Genomic DNA, 22678 nt, shown 5'->3' on the forward strand with positions numbered 1-22678 from the left:
AATATATAACAAAGAGAAGTAAAAAATCAAGATACGAAAGTACTGATTATTTCCGTACCTTTATCGATTCCTTTGTGATTGGCAGATATGGGATAGTAATATCGTTCTGAGCCATAAAACGATGGTAGAAGTTTGGCAGTTTTGGGAATTTGAGCATTTCTCGAACAATATAGTACGAGTGATAGATGCTCCAAGTGGATTAGAGTTGTTTGCGGTTGATGTATTCCAAATAATTGCTCCAGCCCTGAACGATGGAAAAGTAATATTAATAGATGCGAAAACAAATCAGCGACAAGTGATGATGAATCAAAAAATAGTCGTCGTTAATACTTTGAATGCCTTGGGGATTCATTCATTGACAGGTATAGTAAAAGCTGATGTGGTCAGGCAATTTATGCAATGGGTAAGGAGCCAAATAGTACCAATTTTTAGAAAACAGACAAATTTGGATATAGAAACTAACATTAAGCATATAACTTCAGGAATTATTTTTCCAAAGAGAGATTCTTTAATAAACTACCTATATTCAAAGGGGCAGAAGATATGGGAAGTAGAAATAGAAATTATTGAATTATATTTAAAATTGATTTATAAGAAAGTTCCCCTAGCTGCTAATTGTCCGGGAACTAGTAACTATCAAGAATTATCCTTCAGGCAGCAGTATTTAGAATTGGTAAAAATAGTCTTATCGGAAGTTATAAATTACGAAGAACTGTATACTAGATTAGTAGCATTAGCTCCGAACTTATTAATAGCTCAAGAATTAGATTTCTCTATATATAAATTTTTAAAGTTAAATAGTAATTACGATTTGATGAAGATTATAGAGCAGGGTTTAATTCTTCAAACCTTCAAGCCAATTACGGATAATTTAGCAGATTTTAGCAAACAAAGATATTTAGAAATATTTTACTTTCAAATACTGGAATGTTTCTCAGGGGACTAAGGGGAGTATGGGGAATATAGATTCTTTTCCTCCCACGCCTTCTAACGGCAAGGTTTCACGTTATCAAGCGTGCCATTTATCTACCCCCTAAACCTATAGTTTTTGACCACTAATAATTATGAGGAGGAGAAAGAAAGTGACAGATAGTATCGAACTTATGAATAATGGTTCAGAAGACAAGGCGAAAGAAGGATCAATTGAGCAAATAACCAAAAAGAGATTAGTGATAGTAACTGGAGATAAGGGTGGTGTAGGTAAGTCTACTTTTGCAAGGGGACTAGTGCAAACATACTTGGATAAAGGACAAAGATTTATCGGCTTTGATGCTGATAGCTCCAATTCTCAATTATTAAGATTTTATGGTCGGCATTGCCATATAGAACCACTTGATATTTTTAAAACAGGCAATATAGATCAGTTCTTTGATGAAATGAAAACAAAAGCGAATCCCAAGGTAGGAGGAGATGGTGAAATAATCCAGCCAGAATCTTTATTTTTACTAGAATTACCACCACAGTCCAGAAGAATATTGCGGAAATTTGTAGAAGAAATGACTTTCCTGGAAACAGCCGAAAAACATTACAATATCCGTGTGACTATGGTAGTAGTTATTAGCCGCGTTATCGATTCTATAAATCAACTAATAGATTTGCATAGCTTTTGTGGAAATCAAGTAGATTACATAGTAGTAAAGAACTTATTTTTTGGGGAGCCTGATGAATTTACAAGATACGAAAACTCTCCCGAAGTTCAGAAAATTAAGGAACAACTAAAGTCGCAAAACAGCCCATTTTCTGACATTAAAATGCCAGAACTAATAGAACGTAGTTATGATTATTTGGATGAAAATAGCATGACTTTTAGGCAAGGGATGGAGCAAACAGATTTACCTTCGGTTAAAGGTAGAGTCACAAGTTGGTTAAGAACTTTCAAAGAAGAGATTGAAGCAGTAAAAGAGTCGTTAGGTTTAAATAATGTTGAACTCTCCTAAGCGAATGATTATGACTGTAGGAGACTCTCGTGTGGGGAAGTCTACAGTTACGAAACTATTAATTGATTGGTTTCAAGTTCAAGGAAGAAAAATTCAGGTCTACGATCATGACAATCGTGAGAGATTAAAGGCTTATGAAAATTTAGTGGCAATTGAAAGCTTAAACTTTTTTAATGGAGGTACGGATAAAATTTTAGATGATTTTACCAAAGATGAATTAGATATAATTATTGTTGATATGCCAGGGCAATATGTAGATAAGCTTTGTCAGTATATTGTGGGTTCGGATCTGTTCGCTCTCTTGATTACATATCAATGGAAACTAACTTTTTTGCAACCAATTTCACACAGAATAGATTGTGTAGTTTACCTAAAAAGTTTGGGAGAGTTTGCTACTGATAATGCTAACTATGTAGTAGTAAAAAATCAGCATTTTGATACGAGATTTGGAGAGTATCAGCAATCAATGCAGGATAAGTTACAAAGAATGGGTGGGACTGAGATATTCTTGCCAGCGTTACATCGTGACCATTACGAAAAATTGGAGAGGACGGGAAAACCTTACTCACTAGCTTGTAGAGATAAGTCAATTTATCTGGTTTACCGGACTTACATTTACCACTGGATTAAAAACTTTTACGATTCTATTTTAAATAATGATCAAGCAATTGAATATTTAGGGTTAAAAAATGAGAACAGAACAAATTTTACAAGGATATTCGGAAGCAGAACAACAACGCATAGCTCAAATATCCCATGAATTAGGAATAGCTGAAGATGACCCGATGTTTAAGTTGATGGCAACATTAGGCAGAAACGAAGAAACAATGATTGACCTGCAAGCACGAATGGAGGCAATGGTAGAAGCTTGGGCAGTAATGATTGACCAAAAATTAGAATCGACTAGCAAAGCCGCTCAGTCGATGCACTATACAGTAGTATCGGAAGCTGTGCGTGATGAAATGAAAAATGTAACACCATCAACCTTAAATAGCTCATTCAAAGGTTTGGGTTGGTGGAAACTTTGGTCTATATCAGGGATATGCACAGGAGTAATGGCGGTAGGAGCGCTTCTAGGTTCGCTGACAACTTGGAATGTTGTCTCAAATTTGGGTGGAACTCAGTCAGTTGTAGTGTCAGCAAATGAGATGAAGATTTTGCAGTGGGCAAAATCAAGCGAAGGAAAACAAATGTACCAGTTATTGTTGTCCAACCAATCAGCCGTAGCAGCCTGTCAACAAGAAAACCGATTACAAGGATATTGCTTGATTCAGCTTAAGAAAACCAAACCCAAAAACTAGCTCAACTAACTCTAGAGGTTTCTGTTTCTAAATAGCCAAGTTCTCTAGCCATAATGATCGCGTTAACACGACCCCTAACTCCTAACTTGGAAAAAAGATGGCTGGTGTGTCCCTTAACTGTACTGACTGTAATAAAGAGTTTTTCGGCGATCTCTTTATTAGAAAAACCACGGGCAATTAAGTTGAGAATTTGGGCTTCTGTAGCAGTAAGGGTTTCTCTGTATCTTTTACCCTTAATTTTTGTGTTGCCAGAAGCGAAGTTTCTAAAAAATCTTTTAGCAATCTCTGGGTCAATGAAAGAACTATTTTGATGAGTAGTATTGATAGCGTGTTTAATTAATTGCAGATCCATTTTCTTAAGAATGTATGAATCAGCGCCATTTTGGAAGGCAGAATTTACTACATCTTGACTAGAGTGATAAGTGAGAACAATGACTTTACTATCCGTTCTCGTCTTAATGTTATAGATGAGATCCAAACCACTAATATCTGGCAAAGCAATATCGAGCAAAACAATATCAGGCTTAAGTTCTTCAACAAGCCTCATCCCTTCACTTCCGTTATCAGCTTCCCCACACATTTCAAAGTCTTGCTCTTGATTAATAACTGATTTGATTCCGAGCCGACTCAGAGCTTCATTTTCAATAATTACTAATCGAATCATCTTGATTACTTCGATTACAGGAACATAAAACATTTATAACATATTTAGTTAAGTAAATGTTTCCATCGTTGCAATATTAAAAAATTTTTAGAATTTAGGTAAAATTAAAGTAAAAGCTAGAAACCTTTTGGAGATGATGAAATTAGATTAAGTAGATTCTATAAAACTAGAGAAATACCAGATGCGCTATTTATACGACCCAAAACTCTGGGATAAAATTGAAGTGATAGTGGAATGGCTGATATTTATAGGTTTGATGATTGCGGCAACGCTCAAATTTAGTAGCAATATAATGGAGGCGAGCTTTTACATAATGTTGGGAACAATAATTGCCCCATTCTCAAGAATAGAGAGGCGGACAAAACGTTATTTATTGATTGGTGGTTTTTTCTTGGGTAGATTGGCTGGTTATTTTAGCTAGTCAAAAATGGGTGTGGGAGGTGTGGCAGTACGGTTCGGTTAACAAAGTTATTTGGTTATTTGTTGAGAGGAGCAAGGAAGAGAGATTGCTACTCTCTTTCCTCCCTGCACCCCCTTGCCTCAAGAGCTTATCTACCGTATTGCCCCACCCCTCCCACACTCCGCAAAGGGGCTTAGTCACCAAGCTCAGTGCTATTATCCTTATCAATATGATTAGACTGAGATGTGGGTTGTCGTGCTGTTTGCTGTTTATCAAAGGCAATGAGTCGATTAGTCTCTGAGTATGAAAGGTTGTTTTGTGTAATTTGAAACTCATTAGAGTCATCTTTATAGGCTGTAAAAGCTGTTTCGGGATTACCAGTTTTTCTGTGAACACTGAGAAGTTGCATTCCTTCTTTAATAAACAGTTGCAATCTGTAGGCTATGCCTTCATAAATGCGTCCTTGTTCAGTATCCTTGCCCATTGTCATAACAGTTCTCATGACTGCTTTAATAAGAGATTTTTCAGCAACATCAATAGCTGGTGAGACATTCTTTTCTCTAGATTTATTTATATTGTTTTGTGCCTCACTCCCTGTCCTCTGCTCCTTTTCTTCTTTGCTGACCCTTTGGCCTAAAGGTAGTTTTTGCACTCCCGATTCAAATATCTGTTGGAGGAATGTATTCTTCTTCTGGGCAATTAAGTTTTCAACTATTGCTGAATTATCTGGTTGAGATGTAACAGATGACTGTTGAGTTACAGCAAATTTTTCTAAATACTCTGTGTAATATTTCTGTTTGAGATTTTGTCTGTAGTTTTCAATATTTTGAAGATTTTGAGATAAGGTTGTTCTCAGTTCTGACTGAAGATTTTCTCGCTCAGATGCATCCAATGTGGTGGTTGATTGTAACGACGGTGAATGTTTCTCCAGAAAGAGTGCTAGTCTGTAAGCCATCATATTGTTAGAAATGCCACTGTCACGATTGATATCGCTGACTGTTTCTTGAAGCAAATTAGATGATTGGTTAGAATACATGGCTAATGTAGTTTACAGTTCATTTTCAGCAGGATTAGATTGAGCCTTATGATGTGATTGTTGAGATTTTTGGGAATGCACTTCAACTTTTGGGGTGTAGGTGTTATGAATGACTTCACTACGGGTAGACATCAAATCTTGGATAATTTCCCTTAATGGGGGAAGGGAAATATCAGTTAATCCTTTGCGGCATTGCTCAACAACACTATGAATTAAAAGTTTATGGTAAAGTTCACGTTGCTCACCAAGGGTAAGTTTGCCAGTATGTTTAAGTTTCTCTTGTAATGGATAATTACCTTGCGCTGCGACTCCCGCCCATAAGCCAGTAGTTTCTAAATCTTGCCAAGGTTTAGCAATTAACGGGTGAACGGGCAAGAGAGTATTACGAATAGAGTTAGAAGAATCAGTAAGATGTTGTGAATCAGGTTGTTGATTTATTTGTTGTCGCAAATCATGAGTAATTTCGCTTAAAGGTGGAAGTACGAGATTGGTTCTTTGTTGTTGGCGGATTTCAGTCTGAGCCTGAACCTGAATTTTATGATAAAGTTCGCGTTGTTCGCCAATGGAGAGTTTGCCATTGGATTGAATCTTTAAACGAAATTCGGCATTTTCCTGTTTTGCGATATCAGCCCATCGATGATTATCTTCTAGCTCTTGCCAGTATTGACCAAGCAGAGGATGAAGGGGTAAAGGAATGCTCTCGATGTCAGATTTGCTTAATTGATGTTGAAAAGTAGATGTTTTTTTGATTGGTTTGGCTACTGCTGTATTGGCTGGCTGCAAATTGATATCTTGAGAGTTGCTAGCTAGGTCAAACGTAGAGTCCGGGGAAAGAAAATTTTGTTCAACCTGTGCTGCTGTGTAAGGAACAGAATTACTTTTTTGTTGCCTATTTTCTAAGTCTTTCCATTGTTTTGCAATTTTCGGGTGAATAGGCACTTCTATATCACGGGTAGCATGAGGATTGGCAGTTGCTTCCTTGGCAGGTTGTTGAATATCCAACTTTTGAGCAAGTAATCTGAGTTTAGCTATGTCTTGTTCACTAAGGGCAAGAGTCTTAAGTTGATGTGTCATACCTGAATCTGTTCTGCTGAATTCAAAGCTGGCAGCAACTCTTGTAGCACCCGTATGTTCAGTTTTCAGAAGTTGCAGAGTAGATGTAGTATCAAGTTGACTTTTCTGGTAGAGAATACGGTAATTGCCCAACTCCAAATCATCACAACCAGTCCTTTTTAGAGTTTGAGTGAGGATTTGCAAGATTTCAGAAGTTTTAAAGCTCTCTAAAATTGTGTGCGTACCATTAAGGGAGAGTGAACCAAGGGTATTAGCAATCTTCCTGGGGTCTTCATCGACTGAAGGTAGTTGTTTGCCACTTTTGAGATAATCAGCAACTAACAAAAACTCCTGCCTTTCGATTGGAAACATATCTTTAGGTTGCTCAGACAGAGTGATAGCTCCCCATTTATCGGCATGAAATTGCATTAGTGCCAAGGTTTCGTCAGCGCGGCGATGAATACTGTAATTATTGCCGGATTTTATGATAGTAAAAGCATCAGCCTGATAAACTAAATTACCATCTTTTTCAACACCATAATTCTTCACAAGGGCATAAGCTACAGAAGCAATTTCCTTATTTTCTCTAGCTTCTAAACGCTTTCTGAAAAAATTCTGCTGGTATTGTTTAACCTGTTCTCTTCTTGCCCAAGAATCAAAGGAGTCAACCGATACCTCCTTTAAAGGTAGAGAAGCGTTTTGAGCAGGAGCAACTTCTTCTTTACTTTCATCGGCAAGTACTTCAGCATCTATTACTTGCCCTCCTATATTTTGAGATGAGGTTTCTGGAGTTGTAATTAAGTCTGTTGGTTGTATGTTTGACAATTTGGAACGAGTTTTTCCAAAAAGAGCTATTGTCTGTTCTTCTTCCACACTTTCTCTTGACGGACTTAGATTAACAGTGCCATCACCAAGTTGTTCATAAAGATGGATCTGTTCACCATTTTTAAGAAAGACTGTCAAGCGTAAATCGGGTGGCTGATTTTTCTTAATCCAATCATCCAAGGGGACAGATGCCATAAATACTTGCTTAAAGGCTTCTACCCCCTGTACAACAATCAAATCATCTACACCTTTTTCTGGCCCTGGTAATTCAACGACACTGACCTGAGCGCCAGCATCAGATAAAAGTTGACCAGTCCGGGATGTAGCGATATCAATGTTGCGCTTGGTTTTATACCGAGTTTCATAGTCAAAGCAAATTTTGATGTCCCTGTTTGAGGTAGCAAAAACTGCCAATTCATCATGTAATACAGGCACAATTTGATTTCCCAGCCCATCTTTACTACGATAGCCAGCATAAATCCCTGGTAATCCAATTGCTGCTTCACCCTGGCTCAATAAGCTAGCGGCCTTCTTAGCTCCTTCAGTGAGTGTGACTGGAACATTGTGCTTCCACACACAGTACCAAAACCCACTGGTGCGATCGCTAATGCTTGGTTCAACTCCAGCCGATTCATAAATTTGTTGAGCGATATTTATCGGCACATCCAGTAAGAAGATGCTTAAACCAGTCTTTGGTGGATGCTCATATTTGATAAACTTACCTGGATTATCGAGCTTTTCTCTCTTGTTATTAGGTTTGTAGCATCCCCAAAGTTTCTGGGTTGGCTTTTGTGATGGTTGGAGCAAAGCAAATAAGCGAGGATCTACACCAGCATTACACCACCACCCGCCATCTTCAAGGTGAGAATATTGGTTGAGTATTCCAGTAGATAGTCGTCCAGTATTAATACGTTTTAGTTCTGGGCTGTACATGAGATATTCCCATGCTTCATGCTCAAATTCTATTGGGTCTAAATGTAAACTCTTAAAATTAAGCTCGACAATTTCTGGAGCAATCCCACTCCCCTCGACTAATTCTTGCCAATGATTTGGATCTATATCTATGCGTGATGTCAGAAGAGGCAGGGGCACGGGAGAAGGAGGCTTTTGGGCAGGAGGGAAAAAACTTGTACAAATTTCTTCTTCACTTGTTTGCTCCTCCTCTTCTCTACTCCTCTGCTTCTGTGCCCCTCTGCTCTCTGCCTCCTGCCAAATTGAGTCAGCCTCTTGAGCGATTGGTATAGCCACCAATTCAACAGGTGTAGCAGAATTGGGCAAAAATGGAGGTCTATCAGAGGGTGGCAAAAGCGGAGGTGAATCACTCGGAGATAATTTAGGAGGTGTGTTAGAGCCAGGTAAAAGCGGATCTGTATTATCTGGTGGTAAAAGTGGAGTTTCACCAGAAGATGGTAAAAGCGGAGTTAATAGTTCTGTTAATAATTCCTCAAATTCTTCAAACTCTGCTTGACTAAATTCCTCAGTTTGCGGGTCAAATTTCTGCCATTTCCAACCACCATTTTCATCAGGAGTCATCACATAAGCTTCTTGACCAATTGACAATTTTAATCTCTTATTTATTTCATCATCAATTGCTAACCCTATCGAGTCAAATACAAATTTTAGATAAGGAGCTATCACTGCTCTGGCAAAGTATTCACTGCTTTTGGCATAAGCAGAACTCAACTGTAAATTTCGCTCATCAAACATAAGACTATTAGTTGTTAATTTTTAATTTTCATACCGATGTTTTCATACCAACTCTTGCCGATGAGTTCAGTTTTTCTTCGTACCATTGAGATAAAGATTCTTGCATAGCCTGAGAACAGCACCTTTGGAGGAGTTCATATTGTTTCCAATCAGCTCCCAAGCAGACTAAATCAATAAGTTTACCTGACGGAGTAACGCGATTAAATATAATATGCAGATGAAAAGAATCAGATGTAATTTCCAAAAAGCTAATAAACTGCAAATCATCCCAACCAATACCATGAACATATTGATTTAAAATTTGTTGGCAAGATTCTTCTGTCAGAGGCTGATGAAGATTTTTTAAAGTAATTATGGTGTAAATGCCAACTTTTTTAAGTTTTGGCCTTCGATAAGAGAGAGCTTGAAAACTGGCAATGATTTCGGAAGTCTCAGCATGAATATCTAAAAAGTTGACTGAGCAAGTCTTTCGATTCCATGCTATTTCTTCAAGGATACTAAAACTCTCAATAGCAGATTCTTCAATAATCATTCGCATAAGGAAAAGTTCTCAATTAAAGGCAAATAGGGAATAAGGAACTTTTAACTGGGGTAATGGAAAGGAGAATTTATCCCAATCTACAATTCGCTACTGACTCTTTTAAATAAAAACCTTTGATTCAGGAGCAATCAATGAACTGACTTCAGACATATCCAAAGGCAAAGAGTTATTAGAAACTTCTGGAGACTTTTGAGATAAAGGGAAACGATTGTTGATATTAGCAATTCGGATATCTAAGTCTTGCTGAGTTGGAAATTTCTGAGTACTTTTTTGAGCTAAAAGACTGACAATGTTAGTCCATCTCTGCTGGTTATATTCTTCAATATCTCGAATAGCTTGAGGTATTTTGAGAGATTTTAGCAAAGGAACCGACCCCTCATTTTTATTAGAATAAGCAGGGTTAATGAAGACACATTTACCTGGAGGCAACTTCAAAAACTGGGCTGACTCAAAGAGTTTTTTAGTTTTTTCCTGCTCACTAGTAGTAGTGTTTGCTTTTCCCCCACCTGTAGAACGGCTTTTATGCTTGTACTTGATTTCCTCGTCGCCCAAGAAACTGGAGAATAATTGTGCAGACTCATTTTCACCAGGATTGAAAACAAACTTAGTCCCGCAGGCCCCAAGAATAGTCTTAGCAACTTCCTTTCCATAGTTTTTCTCAAGCTGCCCCATATTCTGCCAGCCCAGGATACCGCAGAACCCCTCAGAGCGTGATTCGTTCAGCCATTTGAATAAGTCTGGTAAGTAAAGAGAAGGCAGCTCATCGAGTGCAACTATAAGAGGGTCAAAACGCTTTTTAGCAATGTTCCGAGCAATTGTCATGTGTAAAATGCTGGTGAGCAAAGGGCTAACTGCGTCCCGACGTTCTCTGTCTAGCCCGAAGATAATCATCTGTTTACCCTTGATTGATAAGGGAAGAGTAGTCTTACCAATGAAACAACCAATAGTATTTTTGGCCATGAAGCGAGTGAACATGATGCTAGCGGTAGATACAATGCCAGCAACAGTTTTTTCACTTGCGGCGGAACTGAACAACTGACCAAAGGCAATTTTAATCCAAGGATTGAGATTAGCTGCCATCAATCTTTGCACCATAAGTTCAGAAGAAAGGATGGCGGCACTAGTCATAACATCAGCGCATTCGCCAAACTCTTTAGTCAGCATCAAGATAGCTTGTGTCAATTGATCCCCTGCTGGAGCAAAGAAACCATCTTCATTACTATTACTAAGAATGCGGAAGTTTTTATTAATTACAGTAGCGATTTGCCTAGCTGTTTCAGCATCACTACTGTCTCGTAAAAAGTCCAATGGATTACAAACTTCCGATTCTGGAAATCCTGGGGCGAAAATGTGAACATCATAGCCCTGACCCTTAGCGTAAGCAGCTATTTTGGCTTGAGAGGGATACTTAAAATCATAAGCAATTATCGGAAATCCTTGGTCAATGGCAGAGTAAATTGCGGGGTTAATAGCACTGAAAGTTTTACCACTACCGGGAGCGCCAATTGCCGCCGTTCCTCGTTGAACATCAGGAATATAAAAAGTAGTGCCAGCGCCACTTTCTTGTTTAGCACCCTTGCATTTATGCTTACCTATGTAAAGTGCAGCACTATCACATTTGGGTGAATTTATTTGTTGTAGCGCCTTTTTCTTGGCAGCAGCAGTTTCTTTAGTACCTCCCCAGTAACTAGTCGCAATCTTCTTTTTATTACTGCCATCGCCAAAAAATACTCTCATTAAAATGTAAGCAGCTAACATACTTATAATTGCTAATCCACTTGGCTTAAATAAATGATGAGTGTACTTGCCAATGTCGCTATGTGGATTTTGTAGCTGTTCAAAATGAAATGGTTGGTTGTTTGTAGAAGTAGTCAAATTATTGCTCATCACGCAAAAATTCAGGAATAAGAATAGCTAATCAGGAACAGTAGAGGGACTACCAAAAATAACTGGGTCTTTTTCGTGATAATTGATAAACGGAACTGGCCCAATAAAGTAGGGAGTACAAGTCCGACCAACAAAAGGAATAGTCTTGCAGAAACGGAAAAACATAGCAGTGTTAACGGAACCGCTTGATTCATCTATATCCCAAACAACTTGTTTAAATGATTTACCAAAGGGATGACGACCTGTTGGCTCAAGACCACCATTAGCTACAGCTAAAATTCCATAGCCACCTTTTACTTTTTGGACTTTACCCGAAATCCATTGCGCTCCAGTGGTCTGCCCAAAACCTGAAGCTTCAAAGTGGACGCAATTATTTTGATTGCAAGGGACATTAAAACCCTCTTGATAACTGCCAGAAATGCTGCGAATCCGGTTAGCTTCTATATCTCCCAATGGCAAATCTACTTGACCAACGAAAGAAAGATCCGGCTCTGGCACATTAGGAAAATTATTCCAAGATAAATCCTTTAATCCGGGGATGTCTGAAATTAGAGTATCTTGCCAATTAGCAAATTCATCAAATGATGAGTTTTCAATCCCCGGAATCGATGTCAGCTTGTATTTAGACAAATCAATTTCATTGCCGAGAGTGATATTATCTAAATTGTAATAATTAGCAACATTACCAATTCTTTGATTAGTGCTGATACCCATTTGCCTAAGAAAGTCAGCTATTGGTGCTACACTATTGGCTGATTGATTAGCTAATTCAGGTATAGCCTTGACTAAATCGCTAAGGGTTTGAGTTTTGATTATTCCAAAATCATCAAGCTTTAAACTATCTAAATCAATAGCTAATGCCTGAGATATCGTCGAAAGGGTAAGCTTTTCAATATTCAGATTGGCATCTTCAAAATCCCCAAGCTCCATAAAATCGCCAATACTTTGTCCAGCTTGCCAAGTTCTAGTCTGATTCCCTCGGTCAGTTGGGTAAGTTACATTACCAGATTCAGATACAATCATGTCTTGAAACTTCATTTTTGACCAGTCTGGAATCAAGCCATTATTGCTACTAACAAATGGGACTTGTGCTGATGCTTTGGGCAATAAAAATCCAATTACCTGATTCATGATTCCATACTTACAAAAACTGTGAATAAACAATCCTCCTAGCAACCCAAACAATATTAAATAGCGAATCGTGTCAAAACTAATTTTGGGCGAACGCTTTGATGTTTTCATATTTGTCCAAGCTCAATTAATTTGTTAACTAATTTAAGTGAAACACCAGCTTTATCAGCAGCAGCAGGCATTTGCTCTCCACCTTGAAAATGAGTCAAGAATTGCTCAATCCGATTGTGAAGTTCATCAGATGAAGAGAGCAAACCATTACTAATCGCTACTCTCATCCCCGCTCTGATTTGTTTTATGGTGTTGATAGTTTGTACTAAGGGCGATAATCTCGGTCGAGCTACTAGAGAAAATGGCTTGTCGTTAATAATTGACACTTGACTATATTCAGGACGGGAATTAGATGGGGTAACTTGAAAGTGGTAAACTTTGCGCGAGCCAGAAGCAGTTTGAGTAATCACTGTAAGCAAAGTTGCACTTGTTTGCGGCAGTCCTGGAACCGGAACCTTTTTGATCCGGCGTAAGTGAAGTAGTCCAGCACTACTGTTTTGACAGTTCTGGTCGATTCCCTCTAAACAACCATCAGTGTCAATCAGAACTTGCGAGGGATCGTCAATCCACACCCGCTTTACCATTTCATTGACTTCATAAAATGAAATTGATACGCCTGAGCCATTCCAGACTTGAATTTTTTGTAGCTTGGCAGTACTGCCACTAACCTGAGATTGCTTTATGGTGCGGACTGTACTTTGAGCATAGGTTTTGACTGGAACTAGACACACTGCCAAAAAAGCAGCAACCCCAAGCTGGAACGCTGTCATGAGTTTTAACTTCTTCATGGCAACTCCAGAGAACGGTTCACCAAAAAGGTAATCTTCGTCCCCTGTGGGATATACCAAACATTGGGACGAGCGGTGATTTGTTGGTTAGAAGTTTCTGCACGACGAGTAATAATGTCACTAAGCTTGCCAAAAGCACCTTGTAAAAATGCCCCGCCAATATTGCGCTGGCTGTTTGAAGTCGTGCTAGAGCTAAATGTCCCTGTAGCAGAATTAACTACACTGCTACTGGAATCAGATTGATTCAGAATAGTTCCTACTTGACCCAAACCACTGACTAATCCCACAGTCAAGTCAGAACCTCCCCCTTTCTTATCTTGGAACTGTTTAGCTAACAACGGTTTCCCGCCTTCTCCTAATACAGAAATTGCACCGCTACTAATTGGGTACTCAGTGTTATCTTTGATAATGCTCGTGACTTGCACACTTACATAAGAGCCACCATTAACCTGTAGGGGTTCAACGGCTAATAAAGTGCCTTTATGAATTGCCACATTTCCATAGTTGTCATGCAAATCAGCCGTTAATCTAGCAACATAGCGTTTACTATCATCTGGATTTTGCTGTTGTTGGAAGCGATTTTCGCTTTGCTGCTTGATGACTGAAGTCACTAAAATACCATTTGCGAATTCCCCAACAACTAAATAGCGAGTTTTACGCTGTTGCAGAATTTGGTTTTCTTGAGGCAAGTAATTACCATCTGCTATTTGTTTATCAGATTTAGAATCGGCTAACCAACGAGGGCGAATTTTCTCAATTTCTGTGGATGTACTGTTAGAGAAGTTAGGGCGTGTTTGCTGTGTTGTATAAGCACTATTGGGTGGCTGTACTTGAATTCGTGTTATATTCGGTGTTTGAAAGGATGTCGCCTCTGTTGATATCTGCTGGTTATTTGAAGTAGGTGTATAAGCGATTTTTCCGTAAGATCCTAAGCTGCGAAGTCGATTAAATTCAGCTATCACGTCTGTTGGCGTTTCTGTTTTCGGCGTAACAGTCCTAAAAGGATTACTAATTCTTGGCAACGTTTGATTACGAGGTGGTGATGAAATAGTCGGGTTAGTTCTACTTGGAACGTAATCTCGTCTAGGACTAAGACTTTGTGTTTGTGCCACAGGTCTAGCTGTTGGTGGTGGTGAAGCTGCAACACTGACAGGTTTATTATTAACTTTAACTTCCTGCTTACTCTGATTAATTTTATTTAATTCATCTTCTTGCTGATTCAGCGCTAACTTAGCGTAAACATCCCCATCTGTTTGCTCAACTTGTTCTTTAGTTTCTGAAGACTTTGGTTCTTCAATAGTTTTAGTAGTATCGCGGCTATCAGGATTAAAAATCCCATTCAGCAGCCAAAATATAGCTAGGAAGGTCAATCCGAAAGGGAGTGCTATGACCAACAATCTTGACCAGGGAGAAGTAATTACTGTATGTTTAGTTGTGACTGATGGATTATCTAATTCTCCCTCTGACGTAATTTCCCTTGGGCTGGAATCTGAAATCATTGCTGAAGATTTTAAGTCATCATCTATTTGGAGAAAATCATCTACAGTTGATGAGCTATTAATCTGAGTATTTGTCATTGTCTGTTAGCCAAATTTAAATCAACAATTTGCGTAATTTCTAATCCTGCTTGCCTGACTTGATATATTTTCTTTGCTAGAGCAGTAGTATCATTAGGGATGTTTTGCGGTGTACTAATGGCTTCTACAGTAATAGTTTTGTTAAAGGAGATACCTTTGCCTGCATTATCAACTCTATTAAAAGTAACGAGAGTAGCTACTAAATCTACTGACCATTGACCATCTTTAATTTTGCGAGGTGATGAAATGAAGCGGGGAATCAAAGATACTTGTGTATCACCGTTAAATACCCCTGCTGGGGTCATTTGAGCTAGCTTACGCAAAAATGCTGTCCGAAAATCATGCTTTTCACTGATTGCATAAGCAGCTTCATAAGAAGAAGTAGTTACTCTGCCATTAGAACGTTCAGTTCTACCTACATCTATACCAGCATCTTGTTTAGTAATGGGTTCTCCTTTTTCATTAAAAGTTTGAACAAGTCCATCCCAGTTAAACATCTTGATAAATGTGTTAGAAATAAATTTTTTAATAACCTCATCGGAGCGTTCATTCGGTTCTACTGCTTGGGCAACAACTGATTCTCCTGATGACAATTGCACTAGAGCTAACTGCTTTTTACCTAAACTACTCACTGCCCCATAATTAAGGATTTGTAGTAATAAAGAGAACAAAGCCATCGAAAATCCAGCTAGTGAAATTATTCCGATTCTAGTTGGGACAGATTTGTTATATTGCAGAAGCTGTAACGGCTCTGGTTTTGCCTTTGTACCATTCTTTGTATTAAACATTGTTAGATTATTGGTGAAGAGGGAACTCTTAACTCTTAATAGAGAACTCTTAATCTAGGTATTACCTCTATTTACTGAATTTTGATACTAAACTACCACCAGATGTTGTTATAGCTTTAGTAGCATCAATAGCGATTGTGCTATAGGTTTCAGCCGCTTTGTTGATTTGTTGAAGTACAGCTAAACCACCACCAGCAGCTAATCCAGTTGCTAAGAAAGGAGCAAAAATCCCAATTGTAAAAAGAAAGAATAGAGGTTGATCTGCTCTAGAGGTAGCAATTAATTGTCCGGCTAATCCGGCAATTACGTTGAAACAAAGTTTTGCCATTCCTACAGCGAAATAACCCGTAAGCCAAGTAAAAATTGCTTTTCCACCATAAGGTAACAAAGAACCACCTACAGCTAAAGGGCCGAGAAGTGCTGTTAACAACATCGTTAGTTCAATCGCCCATTGGTAAGCTCCGTTCAACCCAATCAGTACAATGGAAACAATTTCGATGACCGAAGAACCAATATAAGCACTGAAAGGAGAAAGTATTACTTGTATAGGATTAGCCCCACCTTTAATTGCCTCTATTGGAGCTTGAATAATTCTGTCTATTTTTTGAATGACCCACGAAAACGGGCCGCTTTCACCAGTAAAATAACTCGGATAGTCTTGTTGAAGTCTATCTTTAGCATCCGACAGACATTTAACAGATTCTTCTGGACTCAAAGACGAGGTTTTGCAATTTTCTATTTCTTTCGCAATAGCTCCACGCACCGCTTCTACACCCAAAGCTTTTTGATATGCAGCTCTTAAATCAATACCTTTTGCTGTACGTGTTAGCATGTATTGGTTTGTACTGTTAATGTAATTTCTGATTCCGAGAGTACCTGCTCCTAAAGCTTTGCCATTATTTGCTAAGAGTACTATAACTATCAACACCCAAATAAAATCTGTGTATGCACGTTGTTCATCACCTAAGAGCATTTTCTTTGTCCACTCAACCATGAAAAAAACAAACGTTGCAACGGCGAATAATACACCGACTTTGCACATAGCAGCATATAAATCACCTGTGATAGTTTCTTCCCAAATCTGATTAAAACCTTGAGCAATAAAATCTGCTGTATTACTTGCTTGTTCAAGTAAATCTGCACCAGCAAACTGAGATTGAGCGAATAAGTAATTTTTTGAAAGCATAAGATAAGGGTGAATTGATGATAAAGAAGACTAAGAGTTAACTCTTAGCAGGCAACAGGGAATAGAGAAAATTCAATAATTAAAACTAGACAATCTCTACAATAACTAGAGGTGGAGAAACATCGATTGCACATTTTTCTTGCTGTTTCCTATTAAGAGTTCCTTGTTAAGAGTTCCTTGTTAAGATTTCCCTCTTCCTGGTTAATTTTCTTGCGTTGGATCTAAACGAGATATACCGATAAGTTCATGGGTCAAAGAAAGAGTACCTAATTCATTCAAATCTTGTTTTTTGCGTGCATTTGCTGTGTTTTCTGCAACTTGAGTCAGCATGAGATTGGAGTATGAATTATCCTGCCTTGCTTGCAATGAATCAGTGCGCTGTTGTGCCAACATGGAAACCACCAGACCATTTTGAGCCGCGATCGCTTTCAGGACATTTTGAGAAGCATCCATGTCTTGAGCTTGGTCAGCAATGGTTTTCGCGTCTTGAGCTATTTGTGTTGTTTTCTCTATTTTTTGAGACGTATCTGCTTGCCCAGTTTTACCTACAACACTGATGATTGAAGCTCTTGTGAGTTCTCGCTCTAAATCTTGCCCCTTTTCCTTGGCGACTGGTAAAGAGTAAGTATCAGCAATCCGATTTTTGAGTTCATCGCTACTAGCAATCGGATCTGGCGCTCCCATCTCTCCGACAGTATTATCAATTGCAGCTTGAGCATCTTTCTTAATCCCAGCCCAACTTTGATCTATTTGCAATTTTGTCCAAGTTTGGATCTGGCTTACTTCACCTTTAATATCATCAACTAGAGAGCTAAAAAAGTCACTAATGACTAATCCATAACTGGGTGTAGCTAGTAATAAACTTACTACAGTAACAGAAAGTAGTACAGCAACTTTTTGACGATTCTTCATAGTTAAGCCACCTTTGTTTTTTCTAATTGAAACATGAGTTTTTTACCTTCCTCAGACAACTCTTCTTCTCGAATCATCTTGATATAATCCTCAGTAAACTTGACCATTCCTAACAAAGGATTATCTTGATAATTTTTCAGAAAAAGACTCCGTAATTCTTGCTCGTGCGGATTGTTGGCGACAGATGCCAGTAAACAGTGGGCGGGATAATAACGGCAAAAAGTTAGTTTACCATTATCATCAAGCAACCATTGAGAATAAATTCCCGATTTTTGGGGATAGAAAGCTTCTGTACTGTTAACTCGAATGATTTCGGCAGGATATTTAAATCTCTCTATGAATGGGTCTACTGCTGAGGTTTGTATCCTCCCGACTAATCTAGTGCCAATATTTGCAAAAATCTTAGATGCTGCCTTGCTTTGATAAATACTCTCTGGCTCCTGAGCAGATAGGATTACGCGAATTCCCGCTTTTGCACCATTTGCACACAATCTACCAATCAAATCTGCAATTGATTCAAATTGAAATAAGATTGGTGCTTCATCAAGGAAGAAGATACTGACTTTCGATGCTAACGCTCGTCTGAGTGCAGCAGCATAAGCGCTCAGAGCTAAGATGGCTGCATCCGCTTCACTTGATAAATTTCTTAATGCAAAAACAAGTAATTTTGCATCAGTTCTAAAACTAGAAGGGCGAGAAATTGACTGTCCAACTCTTGTGCTTAACCAGTAACTAAGTCTCAGTCGAATTTGTTCTAAAGCTGACATTATATCTCGACTGTTACTGGCAATAGAATCTAATTTAACAAAAGCTGGGGAACAGTATTTGTAAAAGTCTTGCAGCGTTGGAGTCTCTGCCCATTCTAAAGTTCCTACTCCCGATGAGAGCGCTAACTTATAGCGCATTTTGATTTCATCATCGTTGAAAAATATTTTTAATGTTAAAGCAATGATTGACTCAATATTGGTAATCATTCCAGGACTAACCCCAATCATGCTAGTTCCAATCACCATTGTCATCAGCACCGATTTCAAGAATTCCTTGAAATCATTCAATCTTTCATTGATAATTTCTGGTTCTAGTCCTTGCAAATTCGGTAACTCAAAAAGATTGTTGTATTCTTTAGAAATATCAAAGTAAGCCCCGTCTTTTCCTAACAAATTAGTGTAGTCAGTGAAGGTAGATGTACCATCTGGTTTGGGGTAATCTAAAGCGACAACTGGGATATCTTGGGCAAGTGCTGGTGTGAGAATTCCAGCCACCAGAACTGATTTCCCCGAACGAGTTGCACCGAAAACAGCTAGATTCTTGTGATTTTGGTACAAGTCTAGATATACAGGTGTTCCGCCCTCTTCTGCAATTAACTCAAACCCAGTCCGATCTCCTGTGGCTGTGCGGATCAAAGGCATCAGCCCTGGTGCTTCGGAACTAAAATATGGCAGTCTGCGGTTAAAAGGCTTGGTTAACAGTGGTTCCCAAACAAATGGACAACACTGCAACCATGTCTTCCAGGCGTATTCTATCTCCCGGTCAACTGCCGCCGGACGCAAGAAGTAACTCGCAAGGTAACGGCAAGCTTCATCTAAAGAGCGTGTTGATTGACGATGTACTAGAAAAACTACAGCCGTGTGTACGACAACATTTCCTTTATAAATCGTCTTTTGGGCTTCTACTGCTGACTCAATATTCAGTCCCGCCTTGACATCAATATTACCTTTATCACTGGATAATGTCGTAGAAGTAATCGACTGTTTAGTTAGTCTTTGGAGGTTGGTTTTCGTGATTCCTTGGTTAGCTTTTGTCACCTGACAAAAGATTTCAGTATCGAAAATACTATCACGAGATATCAGTGACCAGAGATATCTTAATTGTGCCTGTTCATCTATCCAACCTCCCGGCTTTTGACTAAAATTCAACGCTCCAATATATTTATCTTGGATTTTTACCCATTTGCGATCTAAAAATGGTATGGACTGCTCATTGTCTAATAGATGATGCCGGATGTGAAAATCGCTTGTTTGGGTTTCGATTAGTCCACCTACTTCATCTATTTTTAAGGGATTAGGGATTACTGCTGGTGATGAATGGTTAAATTGCTGCCAGATTACCGTCCAGAGTTCTTCAGCACTCAAAGCTTTAATCCCCAATTTCATCTTATTATTCAGTAAATTCTCCCATGATTGAAAACCATCATTAAATGAATTTTGCAAAATGGTTTCAATTTTGGTGTTGTTAATTGAATGAATTTCTCCGGTAAAATTATACCAAACTTTTTCTAATTTCCTAATGATAGATTCCACCAAATCTTGGCTTCGTTCATCATCAGAGGTAACAGTATAAGTACACCATAACCTCAAAAATTTGTTTTTCCTAGTTCCACTTTTGGTTAAAGCTTTTATTCGTAATCTTTCACTACGGATTAAAAGTTTAAGTTGCTCGATTGAGCAATTATTCTCAATGGACTTGAGTTCCTGCTGTCGTTCATAATCGGAAGTGAATGAACCAAAATGTATGGTCAATGATTCTTGCTCCGGGATTTCCTTGAGTCCGGCTTCTATTCCCTCAAACATTGGTAACATCTGTTCGCTGCCTAAATTCGGATGAATCCCTAAGCAATCAAAACAAAATTTAATTTGAATCGATTCACCTTTTTTGAGGATCAATGCACCTATGCCTCTTCTGCCGCCTAAGTTCAAGTTACAGATCCCCGCCAAATGAATAATATCCTCAAAGGGAGTCAAGACTTTAGCAAACTCAATCTGCTCCTTTTCTAATATTTTTTTACCTAATTTATCTGGATATTTGGATTGTTTCTGAGGTGTCATGATGGGCGCATTAATTATGTAGTTCAACCTATTTCCTTAATCCTGGCTTCTGATCTCTGAACCCTGTGTTATTGTTCAAGGTTTTAAAAGGCATATAACCTCTGCTTAAACGAGGCACACCGACAAATTTCCCCAAAAAATCTTTATTTGTAGAAACTACCCACCAAGTAGCCCATCCCCAAGCAATACTTAATCCAGTTGCTAACCATCCAGCTTTGAATGTGTAATCAACAATAAATACATTTAATACTGCTATTACTGACCAAGGAAAAATCTGGTCGGCGGGAAATGGCCCTAATCTGGGTCTGTCTCCTAAGATCCTATTTACAATCCGAAATTTATTTTCATTTCTCATTTTTTTACTACTTGTTGAGATGAAGCATTTCTTGAATATGGGCAATTTCTCTTATTCAAGAAATGCTCTAACCAAATGGATCTTCTCTTTAACAGTTATCAATGAGAGACTGATAACTGATAATTGTTCACTGATTTAAGCTCCAGTAATTAAGCCAGTAACTAAATCTCCTACAAAAACTGAAAGGACAATAATTAATGGAGTTCTGGCTAATGTTTGCCAATCTTCATCGTTGCGGGCCGCTTGAACAATTCGGACTAAGCTGATGCCTACATAGAGTAGGAACAGACCCCTCAATACGTTGAAGAACAATTCTACAACTGCTTGTGTTTGCCCATTCCCAGCATTGCCAAAGGTATTAGTCATCCAGGTTTGGGCATTGTTAAAAAACTGTGCATCGGCTGGGGCTGCTGCAAAGTCAAGTACACAGACAACTGTCAAAATCGTAAACAACACCGCATAAAGATTGACTCCATACTTGCGTTGTATCTGCTCAAAATTAGTCAACAGAGCTTGAGATTGCTTTGGTAGTGCTATAGCGATCGCCGTAGCAATCATCAATCCACCTAAGAGGATGTTATGGACTGACATCGACACGATCATTGCCGCACCCGTCGCTCCCATTAGCACTAGTGTACTATTTGTTATCGTGCTGTTATTTTTTCCTGAAGCCAGTACAGCAGCAGTATCGGAATTAACAAAACCTTCAGTCTCGTTGCGGTAAGTATGCATTTCGTTCTCCTGAAACGATACGCATATTATTCGGGTTTTCACCCACAAAACCTACAAACCAAAGTACTAAAAAAAACCGTACCTTTGCCTACATAGAATATTTAATACAATCTATTTCACAGCAAATCTAGCAAGTAGACTGCTTATATAGATGTTATAGCTGTTTATTATCAGTATTTAAAATTATATAGGTATACAATTTTATATTCATTAATGAAAATTAGAGAAATAAGCGTCAGATTGCCTATTGACTTTTTTCCTTTTATTGGTTTTCTCGTCAAGCAGGAGGGTGTGGGGTGGTGCGAATACAGTTCAGATAAGCATTTTTCACTTTCCTTGTGGAATGGGTTTGCAGGTATTGGGTAAAGGATGTATCCAATACCAATACCAATACCTTTCACCGAACCGTATTGGGGGTAGTGCGACTCGTTTGCGGTGAATTCATAACCGCCCCAACGGGGCTTGGTCAGTATGGAACCGATAAAGGCTGGATGTTGAGCTTGTCGCCGATTTGAATTTTAACAGTACCAGAGGGCAGTTCTAAAACCTGAGTAGCAACACTACCCTTGTAAATTGGACAAGGATTTTTTGCACAGGGTGGAGCGTTGTAAATCACCGTCGTCACCATACTATCCTTGATGAAAATGATGTCTAGGGGGATTTTTACTTGCTCCATCCAAAAGGGGACATTTTTGTATTCCTTGCCCAAATTAAACAACATCCCGCGATCGCCGGGCAAATGATTGCGAAACTTCAGCCCCTTCTCTAATTCAACAGGTGTGGTGGCTACTTCCAACTTGAATGTGCGATTGTTGTAGGTGAGCATCTGCGTTATGGGTAAATGCTGGGGACGAGTTTGCAAGTAGGCGATAGTTGATGAAGCGACAATAATTGATATTCCCGCAATTGGGCCAAGAATATTTAACAGTTTGTAAGCCGCAGCATATAAGTCGATTGTTGTGGGAATTTTGACTAATTGCAT

The 22678-nt window shown here is 38.7% G+C and carries 19 protein-coding genes; 4 read left to right on the forward strand and 15 right to left on the reverse strand.

The annotated features are described in order from the left end of the window. Positions 1 to 121 precede the first annotated feature (121 nt). From H6G96_RS25930 to H6G96_RS25945, 4 genes are all read left to right on the forward strand, one after another. Positions 122 to 946 carry a hypothetical protein gene (locus H6G96_RS25930; RefSeq protein ID WP_190914855.1) on the forward strand — a complete coding sequence of 275 codons (825 nt, stop codon included), beginning with the start codon at positions 122 to 124 and terminating at the stop codon, positions 944 to 946. Between the two features lie 136 nt (positions 947 to 1082). Next, entirely contained in the window at positions 1083 to 1937 is an 855-nt protein-coding gene (locus H6G96_RS25935; protein ID WP_190914857.1) for a hypothetical protein, read from the forward strand. Further along, entirely contained in the window at positions 1921 to 2697 is a 777-nt protein-coding gene (locus H6G96_RS25940; protein ID WP_190914859.1) for a hypothetical protein, read from the forward strand. Before H6G96_RS25935 ends, H6G96_RS25940 begins: the two co-directional genes overlap by 17 nt. Beyond that, positions 2627 to 3238 carry a DUF6753 family protein gene (locus H6G96_RS25945; RefSeq protein WP_190914861.1) on the forward strand — a complete coding sequence of 204 codons (612 nt, stop codon included), beginning with the start codon at positions 2627 to 2629 and terminating at the stop codon, positions 3236 to 3238. The genes H6G96_RS25940 and H6G96_RS25945 overlap by 71 nt, the downstream gene beginning before the upstream one ends. Position 3239: 1 nt before the next feature. Here H6G96_RS25945 and H6G96_RS25950 read toward each other — a convergent pair whose 3' ends face one another. From H6G96_RS25950 to H6G96_RS26020, 15 genes are all read right to left on the reverse strand, one after another. Next, a complete protein-coding gene (locus H6G96_RS25950; protein WP_242063393.1) occupies positions 3240 to 3935 on the reverse strand; it encodes a response regulator transcription factor in 696 nt (231 codons plus the stop codon). Positions 3936 to 4495: 560 nt separating this feature from the next. Further along, the gene (locus tag H6G96_RS25955) at positions 4496 to 5338 is read right to left on the reverse strand and encodes a hypothetical protein (RefSeq protein ID WP_190914863.1); all 843 of its coding nucleotides are present in this window, start codon (positions 5336 to 5338) and stop codon (positions 4496 to 4498) included. A gap of 12 nt (positions 5339 to 5350) precedes the next feature. Beyond that, positions 5351 to 8923 carry a DUF3854 domain-containing protein gene (locus H6G96_RS25960; protein WP_190914865.1) on the reverse strand — a complete coding sequence of 1191 codons (3573 nt, stop codon included), beginning with the start codon at positions 8921 to 8923 and terminating at the stop codon, positions 5351 to 5353. Between the two features lie 28 nt (positions 8924 to 8951). Continuing rightward, positions 8952 to 9461: a relaxase/mobilization nuclease domain-containing protein gene (locus tag H6G96_RS25965; protein ID WP_206757676.1), complete on the reverse strand. Its 510-nt coding sequence runs from the start codon at positions 9459 to 9461 to the stop codon at positions 8952 to 8954. Positions 9462 to 9563: 102 nt separating this feature from the next. After that, the gene (locus tag H6G96_RS25970) at positions 9564 to 11351 is read right to left on the reverse strand and encodes a type IV secretion system DNA-binding domain-containing protein (RefSeq protein WP_190914869.1); all 1788 of its coding nucleotides are present in this window, start codon (positions 11349 to 11351) and stop codon (positions 9564 to 9566) included. A gap of 27 nt (positions 11352 to 11378) precedes the next feature. Next, entirely contained in the window at positions 11379 to 12593 is a 1215-nt protein-coding gene (locus H6G96_RS25975; protein ID WP_190914872.1) for a leucine-rich repeat domain-containing protein, read from the reverse strand. Then, positions 12590 to 13303, reverse strand: a complete 714-nt coding sequence (locus H6G96_RS25980; protein WP_190914939.1) for a hypothetical protein — start codon at positions 13301 to 13303, stop codon at positions 12590 to 12592. The genes H6G96_RS25975 and H6G96_RS25980 overlap by 4 nt, the downstream gene beginning before the upstream one ends. 14 nt (positions 13304 to 13317) lie before the next feature. Beyond that, positions 13318 to 14898: a TrbI/VirB10 family protein gene (locus tag H6G96_RS25985; RefSeq protein WP_190914874.1), complete on the reverse strand. Its 1581-nt coding sequence runs from the start codon at positions 14896 to 14898 to the stop codon at positions 13318 to 13320. Next, positions 14895 to 15686, reverse strand: coding sequence for a hypothetical protein (locus tag H6G96_RS25990; protein WP_190914876.1), 792 nt, complete (start codon positions 15684 to 15686; stop codon positions 14895 to 14897). The genes H6G96_RS25985 and H6G96_RS25990 overlap by 4 nt, the downstream gene beginning before the upstream one ends. 67 nt (positions 15687 to 15753) lie before the next feature. Next, positions 15754 to 16872, reverse strand: a complete 1119-nt coding sequence (locus tag H6G96_RS25995) for a hypothetical protein (protein ID WP_190914878.1) — start codon at positions 16870 to 16872, stop codon at positions 15754 to 15756. 201 nt (positions 16873 to 17073) lie between these two features. Further along, positions 17074 to 17784 carry a hypothetical protein gene (locus H6G96_RS26000; protein WP_069074539.1) on the reverse strand — a complete coding sequence of 237 codons (711 nt, stop codon included), beginning with the start codon at positions 17782 to 17784 and terminating at the stop codon, positions 17074 to 17076. Positions 17785 to 17786: 2 nt separating this feature from the next. Then, on the reverse strand, positions 17787 to 20609 hold the full coding sequence (locus tag H6G96_RS26005) for a hypothetical protein (RefSeq protein WP_190914880.1): 2823 nt from the start codon (positions 20607 to 20609) through the stop codon (positions 17787 to 17789). A 28-nt stretch (positions 20610 to 20637) separates the two neighbouring features. After that, positions 20638 to 20964, reverse strand: a complete 327-nt coding sequence (locus H6G96_RS26010; RefSeq protein WP_190914882.1) for a hypothetical protein — start codon at positions 20962 to 20964, stop codon at positions 20638 to 20640. A 135-nt stretch (positions 20965 to 21099) separates the two neighbouring features. After that, complete coding sequence (locus tag H6G96_RS26015) at positions 21100 to 21696, reverse strand: hypothetical protein (RefSeq protein WP_242063394.1); 597 nt, start codon at positions 21694 to 21696, stop codon at positions 21100 to 21102. 466 nt (positions 21697 to 22162) lie between these two features. Further along, entirely contained in the window at positions 22163 to 22678 is a 516-nt protein-coding gene (locus tag H6G96_RS26020) for a DUF192 domain-containing protein (RefSeq protein WP_190914884.1), read from the reverse strand.

Origin of the sequence: Nostoc sp. FACHB-892, from assembly GCF_014698795.1 — a bacterium.
Taxonomy (GTDB): domain Bacteria; phylum Cyanobacteriota; class Cyanobacteriia; order Cyanobacteriales; family Nostocaceae; genus Nostoc.